Below are 20857 nucleotides of genomic sequence, written 5' to 3' on the forward strand. Positions count from 1 at the left end.
GTAAGCGCTTTAATTAAGAGGCCAAAAAAAGAAGCCGGCTAGCGGCTTCTTTTTAACAAGCATCAATCAATATGCATCATATTTGTAATTTTTTTCGAGAATGCAAGCAGGGTCAATCCAAGGACAATAGCCATTGCACCGATGACAGCGAATACTTCGAAGTAACCTAGTGATTGTGTTACAGAAGCAAGCTGCCCGGCAAGGATGTTCGCTACGCCTGAACTTGCCAACCAGACACCCATTAATAAGGAAGCCAGTTTCACAGGAGCGATACGGCTTACTGTAGATAATCCTACTGGCGATAAGAATAATTCGCCAAGCGTATGGAACAGGTACGTTAAGACGATGAAGATAATATGCGCTTTAGATACGATTTGCTCTTCATTGCTTCCTGTACCCATAACTGCGACAAGCAGGATCATATAACCAAGTCCAAGAAGGACCATCCCGATACCCATTTTGGATGGCGAGCTTAGGTCTCCACGTTTAGAGTTGCCTAATTTAACCCATAAAATAGATACAAGAGGAGCTAATAAGATAATGAATAATGGGTTAACGGATTGGAACCAAGGAGTTGGAATTTCAAATCCGAAAATCGTACGGTCAACGAATTTATCCGTATATAGTGTCAATGAGCTTCCAGCTTGTTCAAATCCTGCCCAGAAGAAGACAACAAAACAAGCTAAGATTAAGATTGCTGTAGTGCGTTGTTTTTCCACTTTCGTAAGCGGCTGTTTCTTAGCAGCCACATTGTCTACCACTTGGCGCCCATTCGGTTTTTTACCAAGGTCGCCCAAATATTTGTTGCCAAGTGCATTGAATAGGACTTGGCCGATCACCATACCGATGGAAGAAATCAAGAAACCATATTTGTATCCATAGACGAAGACATCACCTTGCATGCCGCCCATGATTTTGTCTGTTACCAATGCAATGATAAGCGGTGCGAAGAACGCTCCAAGGTTGATCCCCATGTAGAAAATAGTGAACGCAGCATCGCGTTTTGGATCTTTTTCATCGTATAGATCCCCAACTAATGAGGAAATATTTGGTTTGAAGAAGCCGTTACCGATGATTAATAAAATCAAACCTAGATACATCGACCATTTGGCATCGCCAAGGAACATAACAAAGTTCCCGAGCGCCATGGTTATACCACCAATGGTGATAGCCAATCGCTTGCCCAAGTACATATCGGACAGCCAACCGCCGATCATAGGCGTAATATATACGGCTCCTGTATAAAAACCATAGATACTCATTGCAACGGCTGAGTTCATTCCCAATCCGCCGCTAACAATTTCTTTCGTTAAGTATAGAACCAGGATACCTCTCATTCCATAATAACTGAAACGTTCCCACATTTCAGTGAAGAAGAGCAAGTATAAACCAGGTGGGTGTTTACTTTTGTTCTTCTGTTGAGTCATAGCTGTTCCCATTAAAGAACCTCCTAAATGATGATTTACTGCGTTAAAGTAATGCTAAAATAAACTGCTCGATGTTCTTTATTTTAAGACAATAAATTTATTCAGTCAATTGAATAATAATACCAAAGTAATTTTTAGCACTTTAAATATATAAAGGAATAGTACAGATTATTTGAACTACAAATACAGTTTAGATTATTGATAATACAACGATTAGTTAGAAAAATATCCATTTGATTTCCAAATAGATTGATTATCTACAGCAGCGCATCAGATATTTTTATGCATATTTTTATGCAGTTAATATAGGGGTTCTCTTATCATAGAATGTACTAAACGGAAGAGGGATAACCGTTTTTTCGCCAAATTTTATGGCAGAAAAAAAGCTGATTCCCACATAGTTTGTGGAAATCAGCTTGTCATCGGCTGAGTTATTGAGGCTGGTGAGCGCTGTTGTTATTGCCCTGGATTGCTTGTTCGACAGGCATATATTCATAATTCAAGTCACGGGCTACCGCTTCGAATGTAATATGTCCGTTCGCCACATTGACGCCTTTGGCGAGTGCAGGGTTGTCAGTTATGGCTTTGGCAACTCCTTTGTTGGCGATTTGCAGGGCATATGGGACTGTAACATTTGTCAACGCGATGGTGGATGTTTGTGGTACGGCCCCTGGCATATTGGCTACTGCATAATGGACAACGCCATGCTTGGTATAGGTTGGGTTATCATGGGTTGTTATGTGGTCTACTGTTTCAAAGATGCCGCCTTGGTCGATCGCCACATCGACTACAACTGAACCAGGGGACATGGATTTGACCATTTCCTCTGTAACCAGTTTAGGTGCTTTGGCGCCAGGAATCAATACAGCGCCGATCACAAGGTCAGATTCAGCGACAGCGTGTGCGATATTGTAAGGGTTGGAGATCAGCGTTGAAATAGAATTGCCGAATATATCATCCAATTGGCGCAGGCGGTCTGGGCTTAAGTCGATGATTGTAACATCGGCTCCCAATCCGATCGCGATTTTGGCTGCATTCGTACCGACACCGCCTCCTCCGATGATTGTGACCTTTCCTCTTTTGACCCCTGGTACGCCTCCAAGCAGGATGCCTTTACCCCCTTGGGATTTTTCAAGGAACTGAGCGCCAATTTGCGCCGCCATTCTTCCGGCAACTTCGCTCATCGGTGTAAGGAGTGGAAGGCTGCCATTAACGGAAACGGTTTCATAAGCAATCGCTATTACACCGGACTCTTTTAGCGCTTTAGTCAATTCCGGGTCTGCTGCCAGGTGAAGATAGGTAAATAAGATCAGGCCCGGACGAAAATAGCCGTATTCAGAAGGAACAGGTTCTTTCACTTTCATAATCATATCGGCTTTTTCCCAAAGAGCGGCTGCGTCTTCTGTTATTTTCGCTCCGGCAGCCAAGTAGGCGTCATCTGTGAAAGAGCTGCCTTCCCCAGCGCCTTTTTCCATATATACTTCATGTCCGTCCTTAGTCAGGGCAATAACACCAGCCGGCGTTAAGGCGACACGGTTTTCGTTATTTTTAATTTCTTTAGGAACACAAATACGCATGCCAAAAACCTCCATCAATTGTCTTTGTAAAAAGTATAAGTGGCATTGGCATATTTTTCTTTGTGGAATCAGAAGAAATGCAAACTAACCTTTTGGAGAATTGCACAAATACAGAAAAATACCTCTGATGGTGAGGATCCAAATACGCCGGCTATTTCTGGTTAGGCTTTCATGCCCTTTACATAATCTCCATATTGAATAAGCAAAAATTCAAGGTAAAGGGACATTTTTATAAGGGGATCTTTCAGATTGATCTGACCTATTTCCCCTATCCGCTTCAGCCTATAATGGATGGTGTTAACATGGAGATGCAGCTGTTTAGCTGCCGTGTGCGCATCTCCATCATTTTCTAAATATATTTTTAACGTGTGGATGAGCATACTTTGGTTTTTTAGGTCATATTTAGCCAACCGCTCGATACTTTCTTGGAAAGTAGTGTGGGAGCGGTGTTCATGCATTATTTGTAGAAATTGATAAATGCCGAGCGATGAATAGCTGACCAGATCATCTTTACGTTCGGGAAAAGCGTGCTGGATGGTTCGTGTGTATAAAGCTTCCTGGTAGCTTGCTCTTGCTTGGACATATGTTTTGTAGACTTGGCCGCATGCGCCATCGGACACTGTCGTATCAAATCGAATTTTCATTTGGTCCATAAAAGAAGGAATGAACGACAAAAGGGTCTGGCTCAACTCATTTTCATTGCCGGGACCGGCCAGAATGATAAGAGTCCGGTGGTCAATTGTATAAAGAATAGGCTTGATGCTCTGGATGGTGCTGAGCATATAAGATATATTTCGTTCATCGATCTGGCTGATATCAGCAGCAAAGGTAAATGTGGCAATGGAGAATTCATCCGGCAAGGAAATGGATTGCTGTATGCAGACCGTATTGATTTCCTGTTCGGTGTCGAAATGTCCGGTAAGAAGTTGCCATAAGAATTCTTGTTTGCTTTCCTTATGCCGGTTCTTTTTGCTGTGCAATTGAAGCAATTGGTTTTTTGCCTCTTTGGCAGCAAATTGAAGAAAGTCAAAATCCTGTTGGTTAAAGGGGTGATCTGTTTCCATGGCCCAGATAAACCCTAGCACTTCATTGTTTTTCCTCACAGATATGGCCGCTCTGCTCCCGAGCCCTAAATCGGGGATAGCGGGAACAAGAAGAGGTTCGTTTTGCTTGAGAAGAGATGGCATGATGCCCTGCTTCCATAGCCCGTTTATGACTTTCTCCGGTACTCTTCTGCTTATAATGGTAGAAATGCGGATTGGGTCGCTGTCCTGGTTATGTACACTATAAGCAAGCAATCGGTGGTGGGCGTCTTCGAGTGTCACCGGGCAATTGAGGACAAGGCTAATACGGTCGACAAATTCAGTTAGATCCCCGTGTAGCCCTTTGAAAATAGCATGTTGATTATGCATGATGGAAAAACCCCCTTTGTAATCCCTTACATGTTATTTTAATACATAAAAGGAGATTAAGCATTTCCAGAGTCCAAAGAAATCACCTCGTTGCAAATACATGCAGCCCGGTATTAAAAATCCCTTCGAAAATAAGAAAAACACTCCCAAAGAAACTGGGAGTGTTTAAAAAAAGTGTCTTCATTAGAAGAAAAAGTTAAGAATAAAGTAAATAGCAGCAGCAAGAGCAGCGGAAATCGGCAATGTAATTACCCAGGTAATCACCATACGCTGTGCTGTACCCCATTTAACTCCTTTAATCCGATGTGCAGATCCTACACCAAGGATGGAAGAAGAGATAACATGGGTAGTTGAAACAGGCAAATGGATGAAGGTAGCGCCAAAGATAATGGCGGCACCTGTTAAATCAGCAGCAACTCCATTGACTGGCCGGATTTTCATGATTTTTCCGCCGACCGTTTTGATGATTTTCCAACCGCCGACACTGGTTCCTAGCCCCATGGCTGTCGCACAGGCCAACTGTACCCAAAAAGGAATATCGGAAGAGGTAACGTAACCGTTGGCGATCAGCGCCATTGTAATGATTCCCATGGCTTTTTGTGCATCGTTCGTTCCGTGTGTATAGGATTGGATAGCAGCTGTAGCGATCTGTAAATAGCGGAACCGTTTGTTCGTTTTAGGCAGGTTATTATTTTTGAAAACCACTTTGAAGATGCTATAGACGATAAAGCCAAGACCGAATGCCAGTAAAGGTGAAAAGATCAACGCTTCAAATATTTTTGTGAATCCCTTGAAGTTGATTGAGTGAATTCCAGAAGCGGCAATGGCAGCACCGGCGATGCTTCCTATGATTGCATGCGAGGAAGAACTCGGGATGCCGAAATACCAAGTAATTAGGTTCCATGCTATGGCTGAGATCAATGCCGCTAGGATGACGACAGATCCATTATCAAGTGTAAAAGGGTCAACAATATCTTTGGTGATCGTTTTTGCCACGCCTGTGAATGTCATGGCCCCCACGAAGTTCATAATTGCGGCTAAAATGATGGCGCGTCTTGGGGTTAGAGCTTTTGTTGACACGGCTGTAGCGATCGCATTAGCTGTATCATGAAAACCGTTAATAAAATCAAATGCAAGTGCGCCTATGACAATAAGTATTGTGATTAATAAAACTGTATCCATTTACACTAGCTCCTTACGCATTTTTCATGATGATCGTTTCAAGTGTGTTGGCAACAGCCTGACAGAAGTCGGCGATTTCCTCGAAGCTTTCATAGATTTCTTTATATTGAATGATTCGGATAGGATCCTTCTCGGTTGCGAACAGGTTTTTAATGCTTTGGCGGTGGATGCCGTCGCATGCAGATTCGAAATCCTTGATTTTAATGGCATGTTCCCTAATATTCAAAAGTTTCTTCGATGAAAGCAACTGAACGGCTTTTTCGATTTCATATGCGCTCTTTTGGATATTTTCCACAAGTCTTTTCATATAGTCATCAGCTTGCACGATTGAATACATTTCAAATAAGGCTGCACAATGTTCAAGGCCATCCAGCACGTCATCCATGCTCATCGCTAAATGAAGAATATCTTCACGTTCAATCGGAGTAATGAAGGCTTGGTTTAATTCCTTGATGACTTCGTGGACAAAGTCATCTCCCTTATGCTCATAATCCTTCATCGATTCAGTGAAAACTTTCAGGTCACTGATGTTGTTCAGTTTGTATTGAGCGAAGTAGTCTGCTCCTTCTTTAAGGTTCTCTGCGATATTTGTCAGCAAAATAGAGAACTTGTCCTTTTTAGATTTAAAAACCATTGATAATTCCCCCACATATAAGAAGTATTATTTTTCTATTTTTCGACATTATATTCAAATTTACTTGAACTACATCATTTTACTCATAAAACACTATATATGATAGAGAAAAACATCAAAATTTACATAAACTTAATAATAGAACGTTTGTTAGTTTTACATTGGATTTATTATCCTTTTTTTGATATTAAATCATAGATCCTTGCGCATTTACTCTACATAATTTGCGCACTTTTGCCTTATTTTATGAATAGGGATTTTGACAAATGATTCTGGAAGGGAAAGGCTGAAGAGCGGCTAAAGGAGGCAGCTTGTTCCCATACTATATAAAAATCAGTTGCCAAAATGTCTGCTGTAAAAGGGGATTTGTCAATGGATTTTGTTGAAAAACATAAATTAGACAAAAAAATGTTTGAAGAGGGCTAATAGGAGGTAAGTTATAACCACAGAGGTTGATGGCCATCAATACTATAAATAATCACTTAATCAAAATAATTGAATGATTAACAATTAGGAGGTAATAAAAATGGGTTTTTTATGGTCTTTAATAATCGGAGGTATTATTGGTTGGATTGCAGGATTAATTGTAGGTAAAGATGTCCCTTTTGGCATCATCGGTAATATTATCGCTGGATTCGTCGGTGCATGGTTAGGTTCACTGATCTTTGGAGACTGGGGTCCTGTTGTAGGCGACTTCGCTATTATTCCAGCATTAATTGGAGCTATTATATTGGTATTTATTTTAAGCCTAATCTTTAGAGGCATGAGAAGAGCATAATCATTTACAGAAGGAAGGACCGCTAATCGCGGTCCTTTTTTGTATGTCCTTATTTGTCCGCAAATATGGACGGGTCATCTAGATATGGTGCCTCAATCGTAAGTTTAGCCTCGGTTAAAGGATGGACGAACTCTAATTTTGCGGCATGGAGCGCTTGGCGTGGAAAGATGGGGGTCCCTCCATATAGACGGTCTCCTGCCAGCGGATGGCCGATACTGCTCAAATGGACGCGGATTTGGTGCGTACGCCCTGTATCCAAACGGCACTCGACAAGAGATAGTTTGGCAGCCGGATCATAATGAAGTGTACGGTAATGGGTCACTGCTGGTTGTCCGGTTGGGGATACGCGCCTTCTGGTTGCATGGTGCCGGTCTTTTCCTATATTCGCTGTAATGGTCCCTTCTTTGGGATCGATTGCTCCGTGTACAAGAGCTCTATATGTTCGTTTAATTTTCCGTTCATCCAACATCCGTTGCAATAGAGCTCCCGCTAATGCATGTTTTGAGAAAAGGATGGCACCTGTTGTATCTTGGTCTAGGCGATGGATATGGCGGAGTTCTCCGGTTTCGCCGGCAGCCTGCATGATATAGGCTGCGCCATTCAGGAGCGAGTCGATCTGTCCCGGTTGGGAAGGATGTGTTTCGATACCTGCTGGTTTATTAAGCACCATTAAATGCTCGTCCTCATAAAGGACCATCAAATCCATATAACAAGGTACGATATCGGATGAAACTTCCTCAAAGACTGGGATGAGCAATTTGTCATTCGGTTTTAATAAGGTATTCCACTGCGCAGCTTCTCCGTTCAAAAGAATACTTTTCTCCATTCTCCATTCATGGACCATTTTTTTCGGCGCTTTCCACTTTTCTCTGAGCAAAGTATCCACAGTTAAAGTTCGCCATTCCTTTGGAACAGTTATTTCTAGGAATTTACCTTTTTTTGCGCATTGTATCATCTTTTTTCAATCCTTCTTTCAAAAATATGCTTTTATTGCTTCCTCATCGTTGGTTGTTGTGTGGAAAACATTCAAATATTTAGAATTACCAAGTTACTGCCGATTTTTTTATGTTATTCTATTGTGGGGTATGTCAGAATATTACCAATAGAACAAAGACGAGATGGGGTGGGGTATATATGAAGATTGCCTATGCTTCAATGGCAGAGCAGCAAGAAGAAATCGAGGATTTGTTGGATGCTTTACGGTGTGACATTCTTCCCATGTATTTAACTGTTGAAGAACTTGACGCCTATGTTGAAATGGGGCTTTTACAATTTAATGACCACAACACACAGTATAATGGAACGTTGCGGGAAGCCTATCAGCTTATGACCGCACTGCATACTCTAATAACCATTATCGGCTTAGTGAATCGATGCACAGAACAGGAACTTGGCCAATACAGAAATCTGTATGACCGCAATGTGCATATTATAAACCATTTCGGACTCTTCTTTCCAATAGTAATGGACCGATTCCGCATGCAGGAAGATGAACATGAGTCAGAGATGTTGTTTTCATCGCCTATGAATCGAATTCTTGCCTAACATGGGAATCTAAAAAAAGCTCAGTGCGATCAATGGATTGCACTGAGCTTTTGTCGTTAGACAAATGATCTATTGTTTGTATTGTTTAATAAAAGAGGCGAATGTTTTTTGGCTTGTATCCCCATTCAAGCGGTCAACTTCTTTGCCTTTGTTGTAGACAATCAGTGTCGGTGTGCTTTCAATATGGTATTTGTCCCAGCCATCTTCAAATTCCCATAAATTGAACTGGTTGATATGGACCCCCTCCGCTTTTGCCGCCTTCATCATTTTTGGTGTTGCTTTGATGCAATGAGGACAAGTCGGACTGAAGAAGTAAACGAATGTCTGTTGTTCGTTTGCAAGTTTCTTCTCCAAATCTTCAGGCAAAATGATGTTTTGATAATTCGGATCATCCAGCTGGTCGATTGTTTCTTGTTTCAAGTCTTTGCCATCATACAGGCTCTTGGCTGATTTAGAAGCGTTTTCTGATTTTTTTTGGTCTTTGGACATATTGGTCACAAGAAAGATCGCTGCGAACAGGACGATGATTCCAGCTAGAAAAATAATGATTTTTTTCAATTGGCAACCCCCTTAGAGTGCTTCTTCCAAACAATTAGACTACATACAAAAATAATAATGAATGCGGCTAATGCAAGGAACGGAATGGTAATAAATCCAAACAGACTGAAGTAGTCTTCGGTACAAGAAACCCGTCCGCATGACTGGGATGCTTCTTTAAGCACGGGAACCATCTGGATGGAATAATGATATAAAGAAATCAGGCCGCCTATACAGGACAGCACCGCAGTATAAAAGCTTATTTCGAAGTGTTTCTTTACATAAGCAATGCCAAGGATGACTGTCATCGGATACATGGCGATTCGCTGAAACCAACACAGCTTGCATGGTTCCCAGTGGAGAACTTCCGATAAATATAGACTGCCCAATGTGGCGATGACAGACGCGGCCCAAGCAAGGAATAATATATTCTCTTTCTTTTTATGGTCCAAGCGTTTCTCCTCCTAATCAAAAGTATGCTTAAAAAAATTATAGTATGTATGGTTACAGCTAGTCCATCATTAGTTCTTGGCGAACGCAAATTGAACGCCAAAAAAGAGCTAGGTTCAGCTCTTTTTTGGAAGTACCTTTGTTTCGTTTACCGCTATTTTTCACCATGTACCTTATTTTTCCGCTCCATCCATTGGCCCGTAAAGAATAATTATTACCAATCGCGAAAAACTAAGAATACGATTCCTGAAGAACGCCATGTTGCATCACCATCCATGACGCATGTTCGAGATACCTGAGCAGTGCATAGAGATTGCGTTGGATCGTTGTGTAATCATGCTCGAAATTATACGCATGCAGGAAATGCTCAATTTTTTTGGATAAAAACTGATCTTCGGTCCGAACCATAAGAATCAATAAATTATCCCATTCTGAACGATGTGTATAATAGAGGGCTCTGTCGTAATCAGTCTTGTTCATTACATCCGCCTCCTTATCCGAGGAGATATATTTATCTTGTGCCGTATCGAGAAATGTTTTCTATGCAAAAGTTGGTGGGATGCCTCAGAAGGTGGAGTATTAATTTGCCAGGGGGGCTTCAGTATTTTAGCGGCGGACATTATGCATGGATCCAATAATCCGGCAAGGGTTGATTTTCCAGCTTTGGCAGGGGATTTCAGCCTTTCTTTTCAACGTTGAAATTCTCCTGTATTAGGAGCCAATTTTGCGGGAAAGATAAGCCTAATTTCCAGTATCCCATTCCTCTTAAATTCAGTTCTTTCAACAAATCGAATTTTGCCTGAATGGAGCGGGCATCCTCAAACCATACCTCATGTTCATTGCCCGATTCATCACGGTATCTAAAGAAAGGGGCTTGTGCGACTGTATCATATTGGATAGGCACCTTGAATTGTCTGGCCAAATCGATTGCTGTTTGCGGGCTGATTGCCCTGGCGATTGTTCCTGGCCTGAAAGGGAGTGTCCAATCGTAGCCATACAGGTTTTGTCCCATCATTACCTTATTTGCCGGGATTTCACTGATGGCGTAGTTTAACACTTTTCGTACAGGGCCAATCGGTGAGACCGCTTGAGCCGGCCCGCCGCTATATCCCCATTCATATGTCATGATCAACACAAAATCCACGGCAGCTCCTTGTGCTTTATAATCAAAAGCTGCAAACCAAGTTCCTTTCTGCGTGGCGGACGTTTTCGGCGCCAAGGCTATGGATACCAGCCATCCTTGTTTAGAAAAACGCGTTTTTGCTTTTTTGAGGAATGCTGTATATGCATCACGGTCTTCGGGACGCATATGTTCAAAATCAAAATGGATATCGCTAAAGCCGTATTTTCTGGCCGTTTCTTCGATATTTTTTAAAAATGCATCCTGAACCATCATGTCATTCAGAATAATCCTTGCCAGATCAGCACTGAATTCGCCGCTTTCCTGATTTGATATAACCATCACCAGGCCGGTCCTCTGTGAAGAAGCGATGGTGGCGAAGTTATTTAGTAATGGCTCTCGAAGGCTGCCATCCCGCTGGGCTTGAAAGCTAAAGATAGCGAGGTAGGTCAAGTGAGGAGCAGCTTCTCTGGCACTTCTTTCTAAAGTGGGCGATACACTTGCGCCTTGCGGTTCTACATAGGCCAGGAACTCAGCGTTTTTTTTCGGCAGGGGAGGTATATATAGGCGTAGACCGACTGTCAGTGGACTGTCTACAGATATATTATTTATTCTTGCCAATTCTTGCGGGGAAATCCCATACTTCCTGCCGATGCTCCATAGACTGTCCCCCGATTGTACATAATAGAAACGGCCGACGATTGGTATAACCAATGCCTGGCCGACAACCAAATCATTTGGTGCTCTCAGTTGATTCGCTGAGATAATCTGCTGCGCCGTTGTATTGTAGGCCTGAGCAATGCTGTACACCGTTTGGCCTGCACTTACTACATGAATTTGCATAGCGTTCCTCCATTTTGTTTTTTATTTTTACTATATGATGTTACGGAAGGGGTCATGTGCTTAATCCCTTATTTTTCCTTGAATAAACTCATGGAGACATATTAAGATAGGATGGAACTTCCATGGAATCATTATGGGGGAATTTGCAAACAGAAGGGGAATTGTATGGGAAAAGTATTGGTGTTGGGTGGAACCCGTTTTTTCGGGAAAGAGTTGGTGCATCAATTGATAAAGCAACAATATGATGTTACTGTTGCGACAAGGGGAAAGACAGCGGATCGTTTTGGCCCGGCAGTCAAGCGTTTGATTGTCAATCGCCGTGATCCGGAGAGCATGAAGCATTGCCTGCAGCAGGATGACTTTGACATCGTTTACGATAATATCGGCTATAACGACCAAGAAGCCGCTTACTTATGCAGGGCATTGACGCCATCTGTGAAAAAGCTGATCTTCACATCCTCAATGGCAGTCTATGAATCTGGGCAGAAGATTAAAGAGAACGCTTTCTCTCCTTCTGATTATGACTGGGACTCCAATGAGGAAGCGGATTATGGAGAGGGAAAACGGCGGGCGGAAGCATATTATTTCCAAAACGCTCCCACGGACGTAACGGCCGTACGCTTTCCAATTGTCCTTGGAGAAGATGATTATACCGGCCGTTTGCTTTATTACGGCGAACAAATCATAAAGGGCGAAAAAATAAAACCAGCTTCCGGAGAAATGTGCTTTATCAGCAGCAAGGAAGCAGGCCGTTTTCTGGTATGGTGCGCGGATAAAGAGAAACTCGGGGCAATCAACGCGAGCAGCGATGGAACCATTGATCTGCAGGAAATCATGGATTATTATGGGCGTCAATCCTCAGTGCCCGTACAGTTTGCTGAAGATGGAAAACAAGGTCCGTACGACGCTTATTCTTCCTATACCTTATCCAACCAAAAAGCAAAGGGGCAGGGATTTTTGTTCAGCCAGTTGCGTGACTATCTATATCCGTTAATGGACTTGAACCTTAGAAGACTGGATCATATAGAATGAAATAGAGTAAAGCGGAAGGAGTCTACCTTCTGCTTTTTTTGCGTATGGATTGTTTGAGCAAAAAGCGTTTTGTTAAGTCCGCTAGGTGTATTACGGTTGATTGTGTTTTGCCGGATGATTTGCACAAGATAAGTGCTCAGTGTTACAAAAGTGAGATAGATTGCGGTGAATGTATATGTGGCTGATTTAAGGGACTGTCCGGAGGGTGTTTAAAGTGGCTAAACTACAGATTGACAATCCTGTTTGATTTCTATCTTATCTATTCGTTGCCATAAATAAATGGTATAGATAAATAAAATTATAATGATCAAATAAGCAGAAATCATCGTTCCTTTCTGTTGCCCCATGAAATTCAAAAAATTGTTTAAACCATGAAAAGCAATTGTAATAATAATAGATTGTCTATGAATGATGAGTAGAGATAGTACAAAGCCAACCAAAATAGCATAAAGAATCTGAAGAAGGGTATCTTCCAAAGACTGGCCACTCATTAATTGCAGAGCGTGTGTAAGTCCAAAAAGGAAACTAGAAATCACTATTGCCCTCTTAACTCCAATCGGCATTAACATCCGAAGCATAAACCCTCGGAAAAAAGTCTCTTCAATCAAACCAACTACAAAAATCTGCATGATTAACATACTTACCAAATGGGAAATCGAACTTACATCAAGTCCTTTATTGCCAATTAAAATCATCAATAGCACGATTATTAATGGTGATAGTAATACAAACTGAAAATTGTTTAATCCATCAAAAAAATAATGCGCCCATTTCTTTCTCACTAACAAATATAATAGAATCCCTAATGCTAACGGCACCAGACCAATGAATTGAAAAAAAGGACTAGAAGGTTCCTTTATACTAGAATAAGCTCCATTTGCTGTATAGAAAAATATTAACAATAGTTCTAACCCAAGTAGTTTCCAAAAAAAATGCATGTAACCACCCCTCAAATCGTAAATAACTTTTATTGTGATTATACACTTCTTAGTTGGTAAAAAATACCTTTTATTGGTAATTGTAAAAAATAACTTTCTTTACTTCTGTGGAATATCTAGGTGAAAAGTATCCGTTTTTGAAAGTGATCAGTTACATGTAAAGCATCTGCCATGAGGATAGTAGTTTTTTGCTATGCACTTAATTTATTTAATGAAGATTCCACTCGATCAAACCACTCACCAGTTAGGGCTTTAGAACTCTAAATAGAATAAATCCTATTCTATTGGATGTGGTAGGGGGATTATTAGGCTATTCCTCGATTTCATATTTAATTTTTCTATGTCCCTTCATAAAGCAAGTTGTTGGATATGGTTCCTTTGCATGAAGAAGAGCTATGCTTATATCAATAGGGTAAGAAAGCTTATAGGCTTTCTTTGCCATGTAAAAAAGAATTCTGGATAATGGATATAGAAACCTTTAGATTGAGCTAGATAAAGTAAAACTTTGACCGGCGGGATTTCTATCAATCATTTTGAACCAATTGAATTTTAGCACTTGATCTCCAACATGGCCGTTGTAGGAGAGTTTTAGAATCAGTTAGAATGGGATAAAAAAGAAAAAGAAGTTTAATAGAGGAGGTGCTCTATGATTCTTTCAAAATCTACGATCCAATCTTTTCGGTCGATTTTCATCATTTATATAACAGGCATCTTTCTCTTTGCCATTTTGTATATGTTGCCTTTATGCCATAAAGGAAATTTGGCTTTTATTGATTCGATGTTTGTTTCTACCAGTTGCTTGGCCGTCACAGGCCTGTCAACTGTCAATGTATTAGAGGAAATGACCAGAATGGGGCAAGCACTGATGATGATCGAGATGCAGCTTGGAGGCCTTGGGATTTTGGTGTTGATCAGTTATTTATTTATGATGATGGGGCGACGGCTTTCCATGACTAGTTTGATTTTGATTAGCAGAGACCAAAACCAAACCAATTTGAAGACAATCCAGTCCCTAAGCATATCGGTTTTATTGATTGCCATCATCATCGAGCTAATTTGCTCATTCCTTACATATGGACAGATTCGTCCACAGTTCGATTCCACCGGAGAAGCAATGTTTGTGACGGCCTTCCACGCAGTGGCCAGTTTTACGAATGCCGGCTTTAACTTATTTGAGGGCGGTTTTGCTTCGTTTAAACATAATGACCTGATGCTGTACGTCACTTCGTTCACCATCTTTATGGGCAGTCTTGGCTACCCAACGATTATGGAGTATATTTTTTCGTTGCGGAGAAGAAAAAGTTTATTCACTAAAATCAATATTCGTATGCATGCGATTTTATTGGTGGCGGGGATGTTGGCTTATATGGCACTTGAGTACGGAAAAGCATTTAAAGGCTTGAATTTCATGGATAAAGTGGCCAATGCGGTGTTCCTGTCTGCAACGACGCGCAACGGGGGATTGACTGTATTCGATCTATCAGGATTAACGATCACAACCATCCTGATTATGACGCTATTAATGTTTATCGGCGGTGCTTCGACCAGTACCGGGGGCGGCATTCGTCTGACTACCTTTGCCGTCTTGATCGCCAAGATGATTTCCGTGGTGAAGTCAGAAGAGCATACAGTCATTTATAAGAAAACAATTACGCAGGAAACAATCAATAAATCATTTTTGATTTTGATTTCATTCCTTATTTTATTATTTTCTTCTACAGTTGCTTTATCGATTGTTGAGAAAGAACCGATTGAAATGATCGTATTTGAAGTGGTTTCTGCCCTAACAAACACTGGATTATCGATGGGTATAACAGAGCACCTGACTGTTTTTTCGAAAATTATTCTGATGTGCTTGATGGTCATTGGGCGAATCGGGATTTTTACCTTAATTTATTTTGTATTCAGGGTCGAAAAATCAAAAATGAGATATTTGAAAGAAGACTTGGCTGTCGGTTAAGAGGAGGAGTAATAATGAGGCAATATTTGGTGATAGGCGCAGGCCGATTTGGACGCGGCGTTGTTAAGGAACTGTATGACCAACGTGCAAAAGTTGTGGTCTGTGACACAAACGAGCAGAAATTAGATGAGATTGACCAATATGCCACCCATGCAATCATCGGCGATTTCCGTGACAATGATGTGCTGGATGAATTGAATATCGAAGAATTCGATACAGTCTTTATAGCGATCGGCACAGATGCTTTTTCAGCAATCCTCATTACCAAAAAAATCAAAGAACGCAATGCCAAAAGGATTGTGGCAAAATCAATATCGCGGGAAGTCGGTGAAATCCTGTTGAGCATCGGGGCCGACCGCGTCATCTATCCGGAAGAGGAAGCGGGGAAAAAAGCGGCAAGGCAGGAATTGATGTCGGGTATCATTGAATATTACGAAATTACCAACGATGTCTCCATTGTCGAAATGGATGTTCCAAGATCTCTTTATGGGAAAAGCTTATGCGAGCTTGATTTTTCCAAAAAATATGACTTGGTGGTTTCTTTGATTATAAGAGATGACAAACCCCTTTTATCCCATTTTGCTGATGTGGCTTTCAAGCCGGGCGACCGTTTTTTGGTAATCGGCCAAAATAAAAAAATTGAAAAATTCAAGAAAAAATATAACTGAAGATAGCGGCCTAAATCTGAAAGAGAATCCTATTTTTTTCTGTGATAGACAGGCACTTTCATGTAAAATAATGTGGACACAACTGAATAGAATGATATTCAACAAAGCGTTTGATTGAGGGGTTTGAGGATGAAGAAACAATATAAAATAGAAATGCAAGGCAAAAATCCATTTGATTGGCACGGGTTTCTTGAATGTTCTGAATATTGCCGAGCCATCCTTCTTTCCATCCATCTACATAACGGCACTGCGATCGATATCCATGAGAGGCTGGAATTTGAAGGACTGCATTTATTGACAAGAGCTTGCAAAGATAAGTTGAACGCAAAAATCAAAGCAACGTATCCGTTGATCTTGAAGGATCTCACATCTCATTTAAATAAAGGGTATATGATTATTGAAGCGGAAATCAATCAATATGGCATGGCCCGCTGGCAAAGCAAGCAGTTTGCCGTATCGGCTCTTTGAAAGAGGATCCAAGCAGCTAAAAATATAGCATAAAAGAAGAAACGCCCTTGATATAGAGCGTTTCTTTTTTTGATTTACTGTGCTGACGGGCACGAGGGTCCCCGAGAGTGAGATGAAGAAAAATATCCACCGATTAAAGGTTACTCTACCTTTTTTTATTGTTCCTTTTAATCTGCTGGGAAATTTTCTTCATGGCATTCATATTTCCGGACATATTGACCGCTTTTGCTTTGTCCCGCTTGTTTGCCTTCATTTCTTGGTAGTGCAGCTCCCGCTGTAGCTTCAGGTAGTTGCTGAAACGTTCGGCAGGGAGGCTTCCGTCGGCAATCGCTTCTTTCACGGCGCAACCGGGTTCTTTTAGATGGGAGCAATCGGAAAAGCGGCATTGCCGGGCGTATTCTTCAATATCAGCAAAAGAGTGCGAGAGATCGCCACTTTCTAGCTTCAATTCTCTCATCCCCGGTGTGTCAATGACAGCTCCCCCTCCTGGCAGAAGTAATAGTTGGCGATGGGTGGTCGTATGGCGCCCTTTATCGTCTTCTTCCCTGATGTTGTTGACAGCAAGCACTTCAGCCTCCATCAATGAATTGATTAAGGTTGACTTGCCGACACCTGACGAGCCGATGAAAGCGGCAGATTTTCCCCAGGGAACCATTGCTTTTACATTGGCCACACCTTCCTCCTGCATAGAAGAGACAGCTATTACTTCTGCCCCGATGGCGACCTCGTTAACCTGCCCCCATTTTTCGCCGATATCTTCACATAAATCGGCTTTAGTCAAAACAACAACAGGCGTAGAGCCGCTATCCCAAGCGACAGCCAAATATCGCTCCAATCTTCGCAAATTAAAGTCACTGTTGACCGACATGCAAATAAAGATGACATCGATATTCGTGGCTATAATTTGGACATCATTTGAAAGGCCGGCAGCATTGCGCTCAAATATACTTTTGCGGGGAAGGATATGATGAATGATAGCATCGCCACTGCTATCCTGTTCCCGGTCGACCATTACCCAGTCTCCGACGGCCGGAAAATCGCGGGCATCAAACGCTGAGTAACTCAGCTTGCCGGCCACCTTGGCCTGCATTTCACCTTGTTGGCCGATCACTTTATATATTTCTTTATGCTGCGAAGAAACCTTAGCCGCAAATAAATGCGGAAAACGGGCAGCTTCTTGTTGGAAAAAACAATCAAATCCTATTTGTTCTAATCTGTTTTCAGTCATGTTTGTCCTCCTCGATCTAATCAACTGGCATGAGTATATGGAGAGGAGGGACGTACATCCCTTTTTGTATGTTGATCTGTCCGATGGCTCTATGGTGCAAATAGTAAAGGGTGGCCAGTGGCGGAAACCAATCATTTTTGTCTGAGAGAAGCCTGGCTTTAGTGGATGTGTACCTCCTCATTTACGGCAAATCCATTATGCAATCTTTTCATAAAACATCCACTCCTTTCATATTTTCCTACTAATAGTGTATGCTTTATCATCAAATATTTCCAGTATATAGGAGGCAAATGCTGCTTTTATAGGAGTTTCTTTTAGAATAGGAAACCAAGGACAGAAAAAGACCTAATATAACGGTTATTTTTGAGGTTTTTCTAATGATTCAACTCTGTAACATTATCAAGAGGTACATACGCTCTTATATGATATACTATATAAATAGTTCATCCAGAAATAGAAACGTCATATAAATGTAATATTTGTAAACTTTTTATTTTCATTCTATACTGGAAGAAAGCTATACAAGTAGTTTCATAAATAACTTGTACATAAAAGGAAGTCTGGCTTCTCGTGAGCCCGGACGGTTTCGAGGTGCGAATATGGATTTCTCGATTATATTTCACGCGGATTTAGATTACCGCGGCCAATCCGATGAAGAGGCGGTTCTTTGGGGAAAGGTTGATTTTCTGCTGAATGGTGTTTCTTTTTTCAGCAATTATCACCTGGCTGAGCAATCAGAGGAAATGGGAAACACAGCACTGTCCAAGGAAGGATTCGCTGTCCCTGTCTTGCCCTTTATTTCAAATCTTCTTTTGAACTTTTCATTGATCGGCACAAAAACATTGGAAATAGGCAAGGGGATGATGGATAAAGAATTGGTCATTATTCCCCAAGGTGAGCATGTATTGATTGGAATCAAGCATGGATCCCTGGACCCTATCTATTGGTATGATGGAGAACAAGTGACGAAATCAACCAATTTGCCGGTCAACAGCATGAACATTGTTCCGACAGTCGCCTTTAGGCAGGGAATCAAGAAAGGCATATTGTCTTTCCTAAGAGACATAAAGAACCATAATATGGATGATGAAAAACTCCTGTCCTTTATTCAAAAAGCCGAATTGCTTCAGCCATCCTAATATAGTATCCTCTGCAATTTTTTGCAGGGGTTTTTTCATTTTTATGATAAACGCCCAGCGGGAAAATATTATTTGCTTTCGTCATTTTATCAACTCCTTTTCATACTATGAGGTAAGAAGAAAAAGGAGGGGGCAGAGTGAGAGCTACCGAACATAAAGAACTGGAAAAAGCGATTGGGGAAATATCGGAAATCGCTAAGGGCTTCGGCCTGGATTATTATCCGATGCGCTATGAAATTTGCCCAAGTGAAATCATTTATACCTTCGGCGCATACGGAATGCCCACCCGGTATTCCCATTGGAGCTTTGGGAAGCAATTTCATAAGATGAAACTTCAATATGACTTTGGACTAAGCAAGATATATGAATTAGTGATCAATTCTAATCCTTGTTATGCCTTTTTATTAGACTCCAATTCATTAATACAAAATAAGTTGATTGTTGCACATGTGTTGGCGCATTGCGACTTCTTCAAAAATAATATCCGCTTCCAGAATACTAAACGAGATATGGTGGAAAGCATGGCAGCCACAGCCGACCGCATTCGCCAATACGAGATCGAGCATGGCAAGAAAGAAGTAGAAGTCTTCCTTGACGCAGTCCTTGCCATCGAGGAGCATATCGACCCGGCACTGCTTCATCCAACGACAATCATAGATCTTGAGACAGAAGAAGAAAAACCACTCGAAAAACGAGCATCCCCATATGATGATCTCTGGAACCTTGACCGAAAAGACAGTAAACCCGAACCGGCAAAAAAGAAATACAAAACATTTCCATCCCAGCCGCAAAAGGACCTGCTCTTATTCATCCAGCAATACAGCCGGGAGCTGACTGATTGGCAGCGCGACATATTGACGATGATGCGCGAAGAGATGCTTTATTTCTGGCCACAGCTGGAGACGAAAATCATGAACGAAGGCTGGGCATCCTATTGGCATCAACGCATCCTCCGCGAACTTGACCTGACGACCGATGAATCCATCGAATTCGCTAAGCTCAATGCGGGTGTGGTGCAACCTTCAAGAACAACCATCAATCCGTATTATCTAGGGTTGAAAATTTTCGAGGATATCGAAGAGCGCTATGATAATCCGACCGAGGAGATGAAGCGACGGGGAGTAGAACCTGGATCGGGCCGCCAGCAAATGTTCGAGGTGCGCGAAATTGAATCAGATATTTCCTTCCTCCGCAATTACCTTACTAATGACTTGGTGATGCGCGAGGATATGTATCTCTTCCAGAAGCAAGGGCGCGATTACAAAGTAGTCGACAAGGAATGGACCCATGTGCGCGATCAGCTGGTCGGGATGAGGGTGAACGGGGGCTTCCCGTACATCACTGTCAATGACGGCGACTATCTGCGGAATGGCGAGCTCTATCTGAAACATTGGTATGAAGGCATTGAGCTGGATGTGAAATATTTAGAGAAAGTGCTTCCTTATATTTATCAGCTGTGGGGCCGCGGCGTCCATATGGAAACGATTGTGGAAGATAAGCCGATTTTATATAGTTATGATAGCAAGGGGATTTATAAGAAGTATTTGTGAGGGAGATTCTATTTATATAATAGAAAGAGATAGTGCAAGAATTAATTTTGAATGGGATAGCCAGTAGAATTACTGCTGGCTTTTTTTAATGACCTAATTAGAAACAATTTCTTATTGTTCGAAAATATTAAGGGTTGTAATGCAAGATATTGGATAGATAAATTGGGTATCCACTCATAAAACAGGTGGCTTTACCTTCTTTTTTAAAGTTTAGTCATTTATAGATGGGTATCTTACTTATTTGCTATTTTAAATTTTATCTGTTATTCTTAAGAAGAATTATTTTTGTTCGCTGTCAGATTGAGAAGCGATTTTGATTTTCGTCTAAGGTATTTGAGCAAGGATAGTAACACATTGTATGGAAAAGTC

The 20857-nt window shown here is 41.4% G+C and carries 20 protein-coding genes; 8 read left to right on the forward strand and 12 right to left on the reverse strand.

Features of this window, described 5'->3' with window-relative positions:
• Window positions 1-62: 62 nt before the first annotated feature.
• From BN1765_RS05035 to BN1765_RS05055, 5 genes are all read right to left on the reverse strand, one after another.
• Window positions 63-1439, reverse strand: a complete 1377-nt coding sequence (locus BN1765_RS05035) for a peptide MFS transporter (protein WP_050614104.1) — start codon at window positions 1437-1439, stop codon at window positions 63-65.
• Window positions 1440-1858: 419 nt separating this feature from the next.
• A complete protein-coding gene (gene ald, locus BN1765_RS05040; RefSeq protein ID WP_050614105.1) occupies window positions 1859-3004 on the reverse strand; it encodes an alanine dehydrogenase in 1146 nt (381 codons plus the stop codon).
• 161 nt (window positions 3005-3165) lie between these two features.
• Window positions 3166-4416 carry a PucR family transcriptional regulator gene (locus BN1765_RS05045; RefSeq protein ID WP_050614106.1) on the reverse strand — a complete coding sequence of 417 codons (1251 nt, stop codon included), beginning with the start codon at window positions 4414-4416 and terminating at the stop codon, window positions 3166-3168.
• A 183-nt stretch (window positions 4417-4599) separates the two neighbouring features.
• Window positions 4600-5598: an inorganic phosphate transporter gene (locus BN1765_RS05050; protein WP_050614107.1), complete on the reverse strand. Its 999-nt coding sequence runs from the start codon at window positions 5596-5598 to the stop codon at window positions 4600-4602.
• A 13-nt stretch (window positions 5599-5611) separates the two neighbouring features.
• Entirely contained in the window at window positions 5612-6232 is a 621-nt protein-coding gene (locus BN1765_RS05055) for a DUF47 domain-containing protein (RefSeq protein ID WP_050614108.1), read from the reverse strand.
• Between the two features lie 526 nt (window positions 6233-6758).
• Between BN1765_RS05055 and BN1765_RS05060 the strand changes: the two genes are divergently transcribed.
• Entirely contained in the window at window positions 6759-7010 is a 252-nt protein-coding gene (locus BN1765_RS05060; protein WP_050614109.1) for a GlsB/YeaQ/YmgE family stress response membrane protein, read from the forward strand.
• Between the two features lie 49 nt (window positions 7011-7059).
• Here the strand turns inward: BN1765_RS05060 and BN1765_RS05065 are convergent, their stop codons facing one another.
• A complete protein-coding gene (locus BN1765_RS05065) occupies window positions 7060-7965 on the reverse strand; it encodes an RluA family pseudouridine synthase (RefSeq protein WP_050614110.1) in 906 nt (301 codons plus the stop codon).
• Window positions 7966-8144: 179 nt separating this feature from the next.
• Here BN1765_RS05065 and BN1765_RS05070 point away from each other — a divergent pair, with 179 nt between their 5' ends.
• On the forward strand, window positions 8145-8555 hold the full coding sequence (locus BN1765_RS05070; RefSeq protein ID WP_050614111.1) for a DUF5365 family protein: 411 nt from the start codon (window positions 8145-8147) through the stop codon (window positions 8553-8555).
• Window positions 8556-8624: 69 nt separating this feature from the next.
• Here BN1765_RS05070 and BN1765_RS05075 read toward each other — a convergent pair whose 3' ends face one another.
• From BN1765_RS05075 to BN1765_RS05095, 4 genes are all read right to left on the reverse strand, one after another.
• Window positions 8625-9113, reverse strand: a complete 489-nt coding sequence (locus tag BN1765_RS05075) for a thioredoxin family protein (protein ID WP_050614112.1) — start codon at window positions 9111-9113, stop codon at window positions 8625-8627.
• On the reverse strand, window positions 9110-9544 hold the full coding sequence (locus BN1765_RS05080; RefSeq protein WP_050614113.1) for a disulfide oxidoreductase: 435 nt from the start codon (window positions 9542-9544) through the stop codon (window positions 9110-9112). The genes BN1765_RS05075 and BN1765_RS05080 overlap by 4 nt, the downstream gene beginning before the upstream one ends.
• Before the next feature lie 229 nt (window positions 9545-9773).
• The gene (locus tag BN1765_RS05085) at window positions 9774-10022 is read right to left on the reverse strand and encodes a YhdB family protein (RefSeq protein ID WP_050614114.1); all 249 of its coding nucleotides are present in this window, start codon (window positions 10020-10022) and stop codon (window positions 9774-9776) included.
• 196 nt (window positions 10023-10218) lie between these two features.
• A complete protein-coding gene (locus tag BN1765_RS05095; RefSeq protein WP_050614116.1) occupies window positions 10219-11505 on the reverse strand; it encodes a glycoside hydrolase family 18 protein in 1287 nt (428 codons plus the stop codon).
• Window positions 11506-11670: 165 nt separating this feature from the next.
• Between BN1765_RS05095 and BN1765_RS05100 the strand changes: the two genes are divergently transcribed.
• Window positions 11671-12537, forward strand: coding sequence for an NAD-dependent epimerase/dehydratase family protein (locus BN1765_RS05100; protein WP_050614117.1), 867 nt, complete (start codon window positions 11671-11673; stop codon window positions 12535-12537).
• Window positions 12538-12755: 218 nt separating this feature from the next.
• Here BN1765_RS05100 and BN1765_RS05105 read toward each other — a convergent pair whose 3' ends face one another.
• Window positions 12756-13475: a CPBP family intramembrane glutamic endopeptidase gene (locus tag BN1765_RS05105; protein ID WP_050614118.1), complete on the reverse strand. Its 720-nt coding sequence runs from the start codon at window positions 13473-13475 to the stop codon at window positions 12756-12758.
• A gap of 646 nt (window positions 13476-14121) precedes the next feature.
• On the opposite strand from BN1765_RS05105, the gene BN1765_RS05110 reads away from it, so the two are divergent.
• From BN1765_RS05110 to BN1765_RS05120, 3 genes are all read left to right on the forward strand, one after another.
• Window positions 14122-15435, forward strand: coding sequence for a potassium transporter TrkG (locus BN1765_RS05110; protein ID WP_050614119.1), 1314 nt, complete (start codon window positions 14122-14124; stop codon window positions 15433-15435).
• A 14-nt stretch (window positions 15436-15449) separates the two neighbouring features.
• The gene (locus BN1765_RS05115; RefSeq protein WP_050614120.1) at window positions 15450-16103 is read left to right on the forward strand and encodes a potassium channel family protein; all 654 of its coding nucleotides are present in this window, start codon (window positions 15450-15452) and stop codon (window positions 16101-16103) included.
• Between the two features lie 129 nt (window positions 16104-16232).
• Window positions 16233-16571, forward strand: coding sequence for a hypothetical protein (locus BN1765_RS05120; RefSeq protein WP_050614121.1), 339 nt, complete (start codon window positions 16233-16235; stop codon window positions 16569-16571).
• Between the two features lie 145 nt (window positions 16572-16716).
• Here BN1765_RS05120 and rsgA read toward each other — a convergent pair whose 3' ends face one another.
• Entirely contained in the window at window positions 16717-17799 is a 1083-nt protein-coding gene (gene rsgA / locus BN1765_RS05125; protein ID WP_050614122.1) for a ribosome small subunit-dependent GTPase A, read from the reverse strand.
• Window positions 17800-18398: 599 nt separating this feature from the next.
• Here rsgA and BN1765_RS05130 point away from each other — a divergent pair.
• Complete coding sequence (locus tag BN1765_RS05130; RefSeq protein ID WP_050614123.1) at window positions 18399-18938, forward strand: hypothetical protein; 540 nt, start codon at window positions 18399-18401, stop codon at window positions 18936-18938.
• A gap of 137 nt (window positions 18939-19075) precedes the next feature.
• On the forward strand, window positions 19076-20488 hold the full coding sequence (locus BN1765_RS05135) for a SpoVR family protein (RefSeq protein WP_050614124.1): 1413 nt from the start codon (window positions 19076-19078) through the stop codon (window positions 20486-20488).
• Window positions 20489-20857 lie beyond the last annotated feature (369 nt).

Source organism: Bacillus testis (assembly GCF_001243895.1).
Lineage (GTDB): Bacteria > Bacillota > Bacilli > Bacillales > DSM-1321 > Bacillus_AD > Bacillus_AD testis.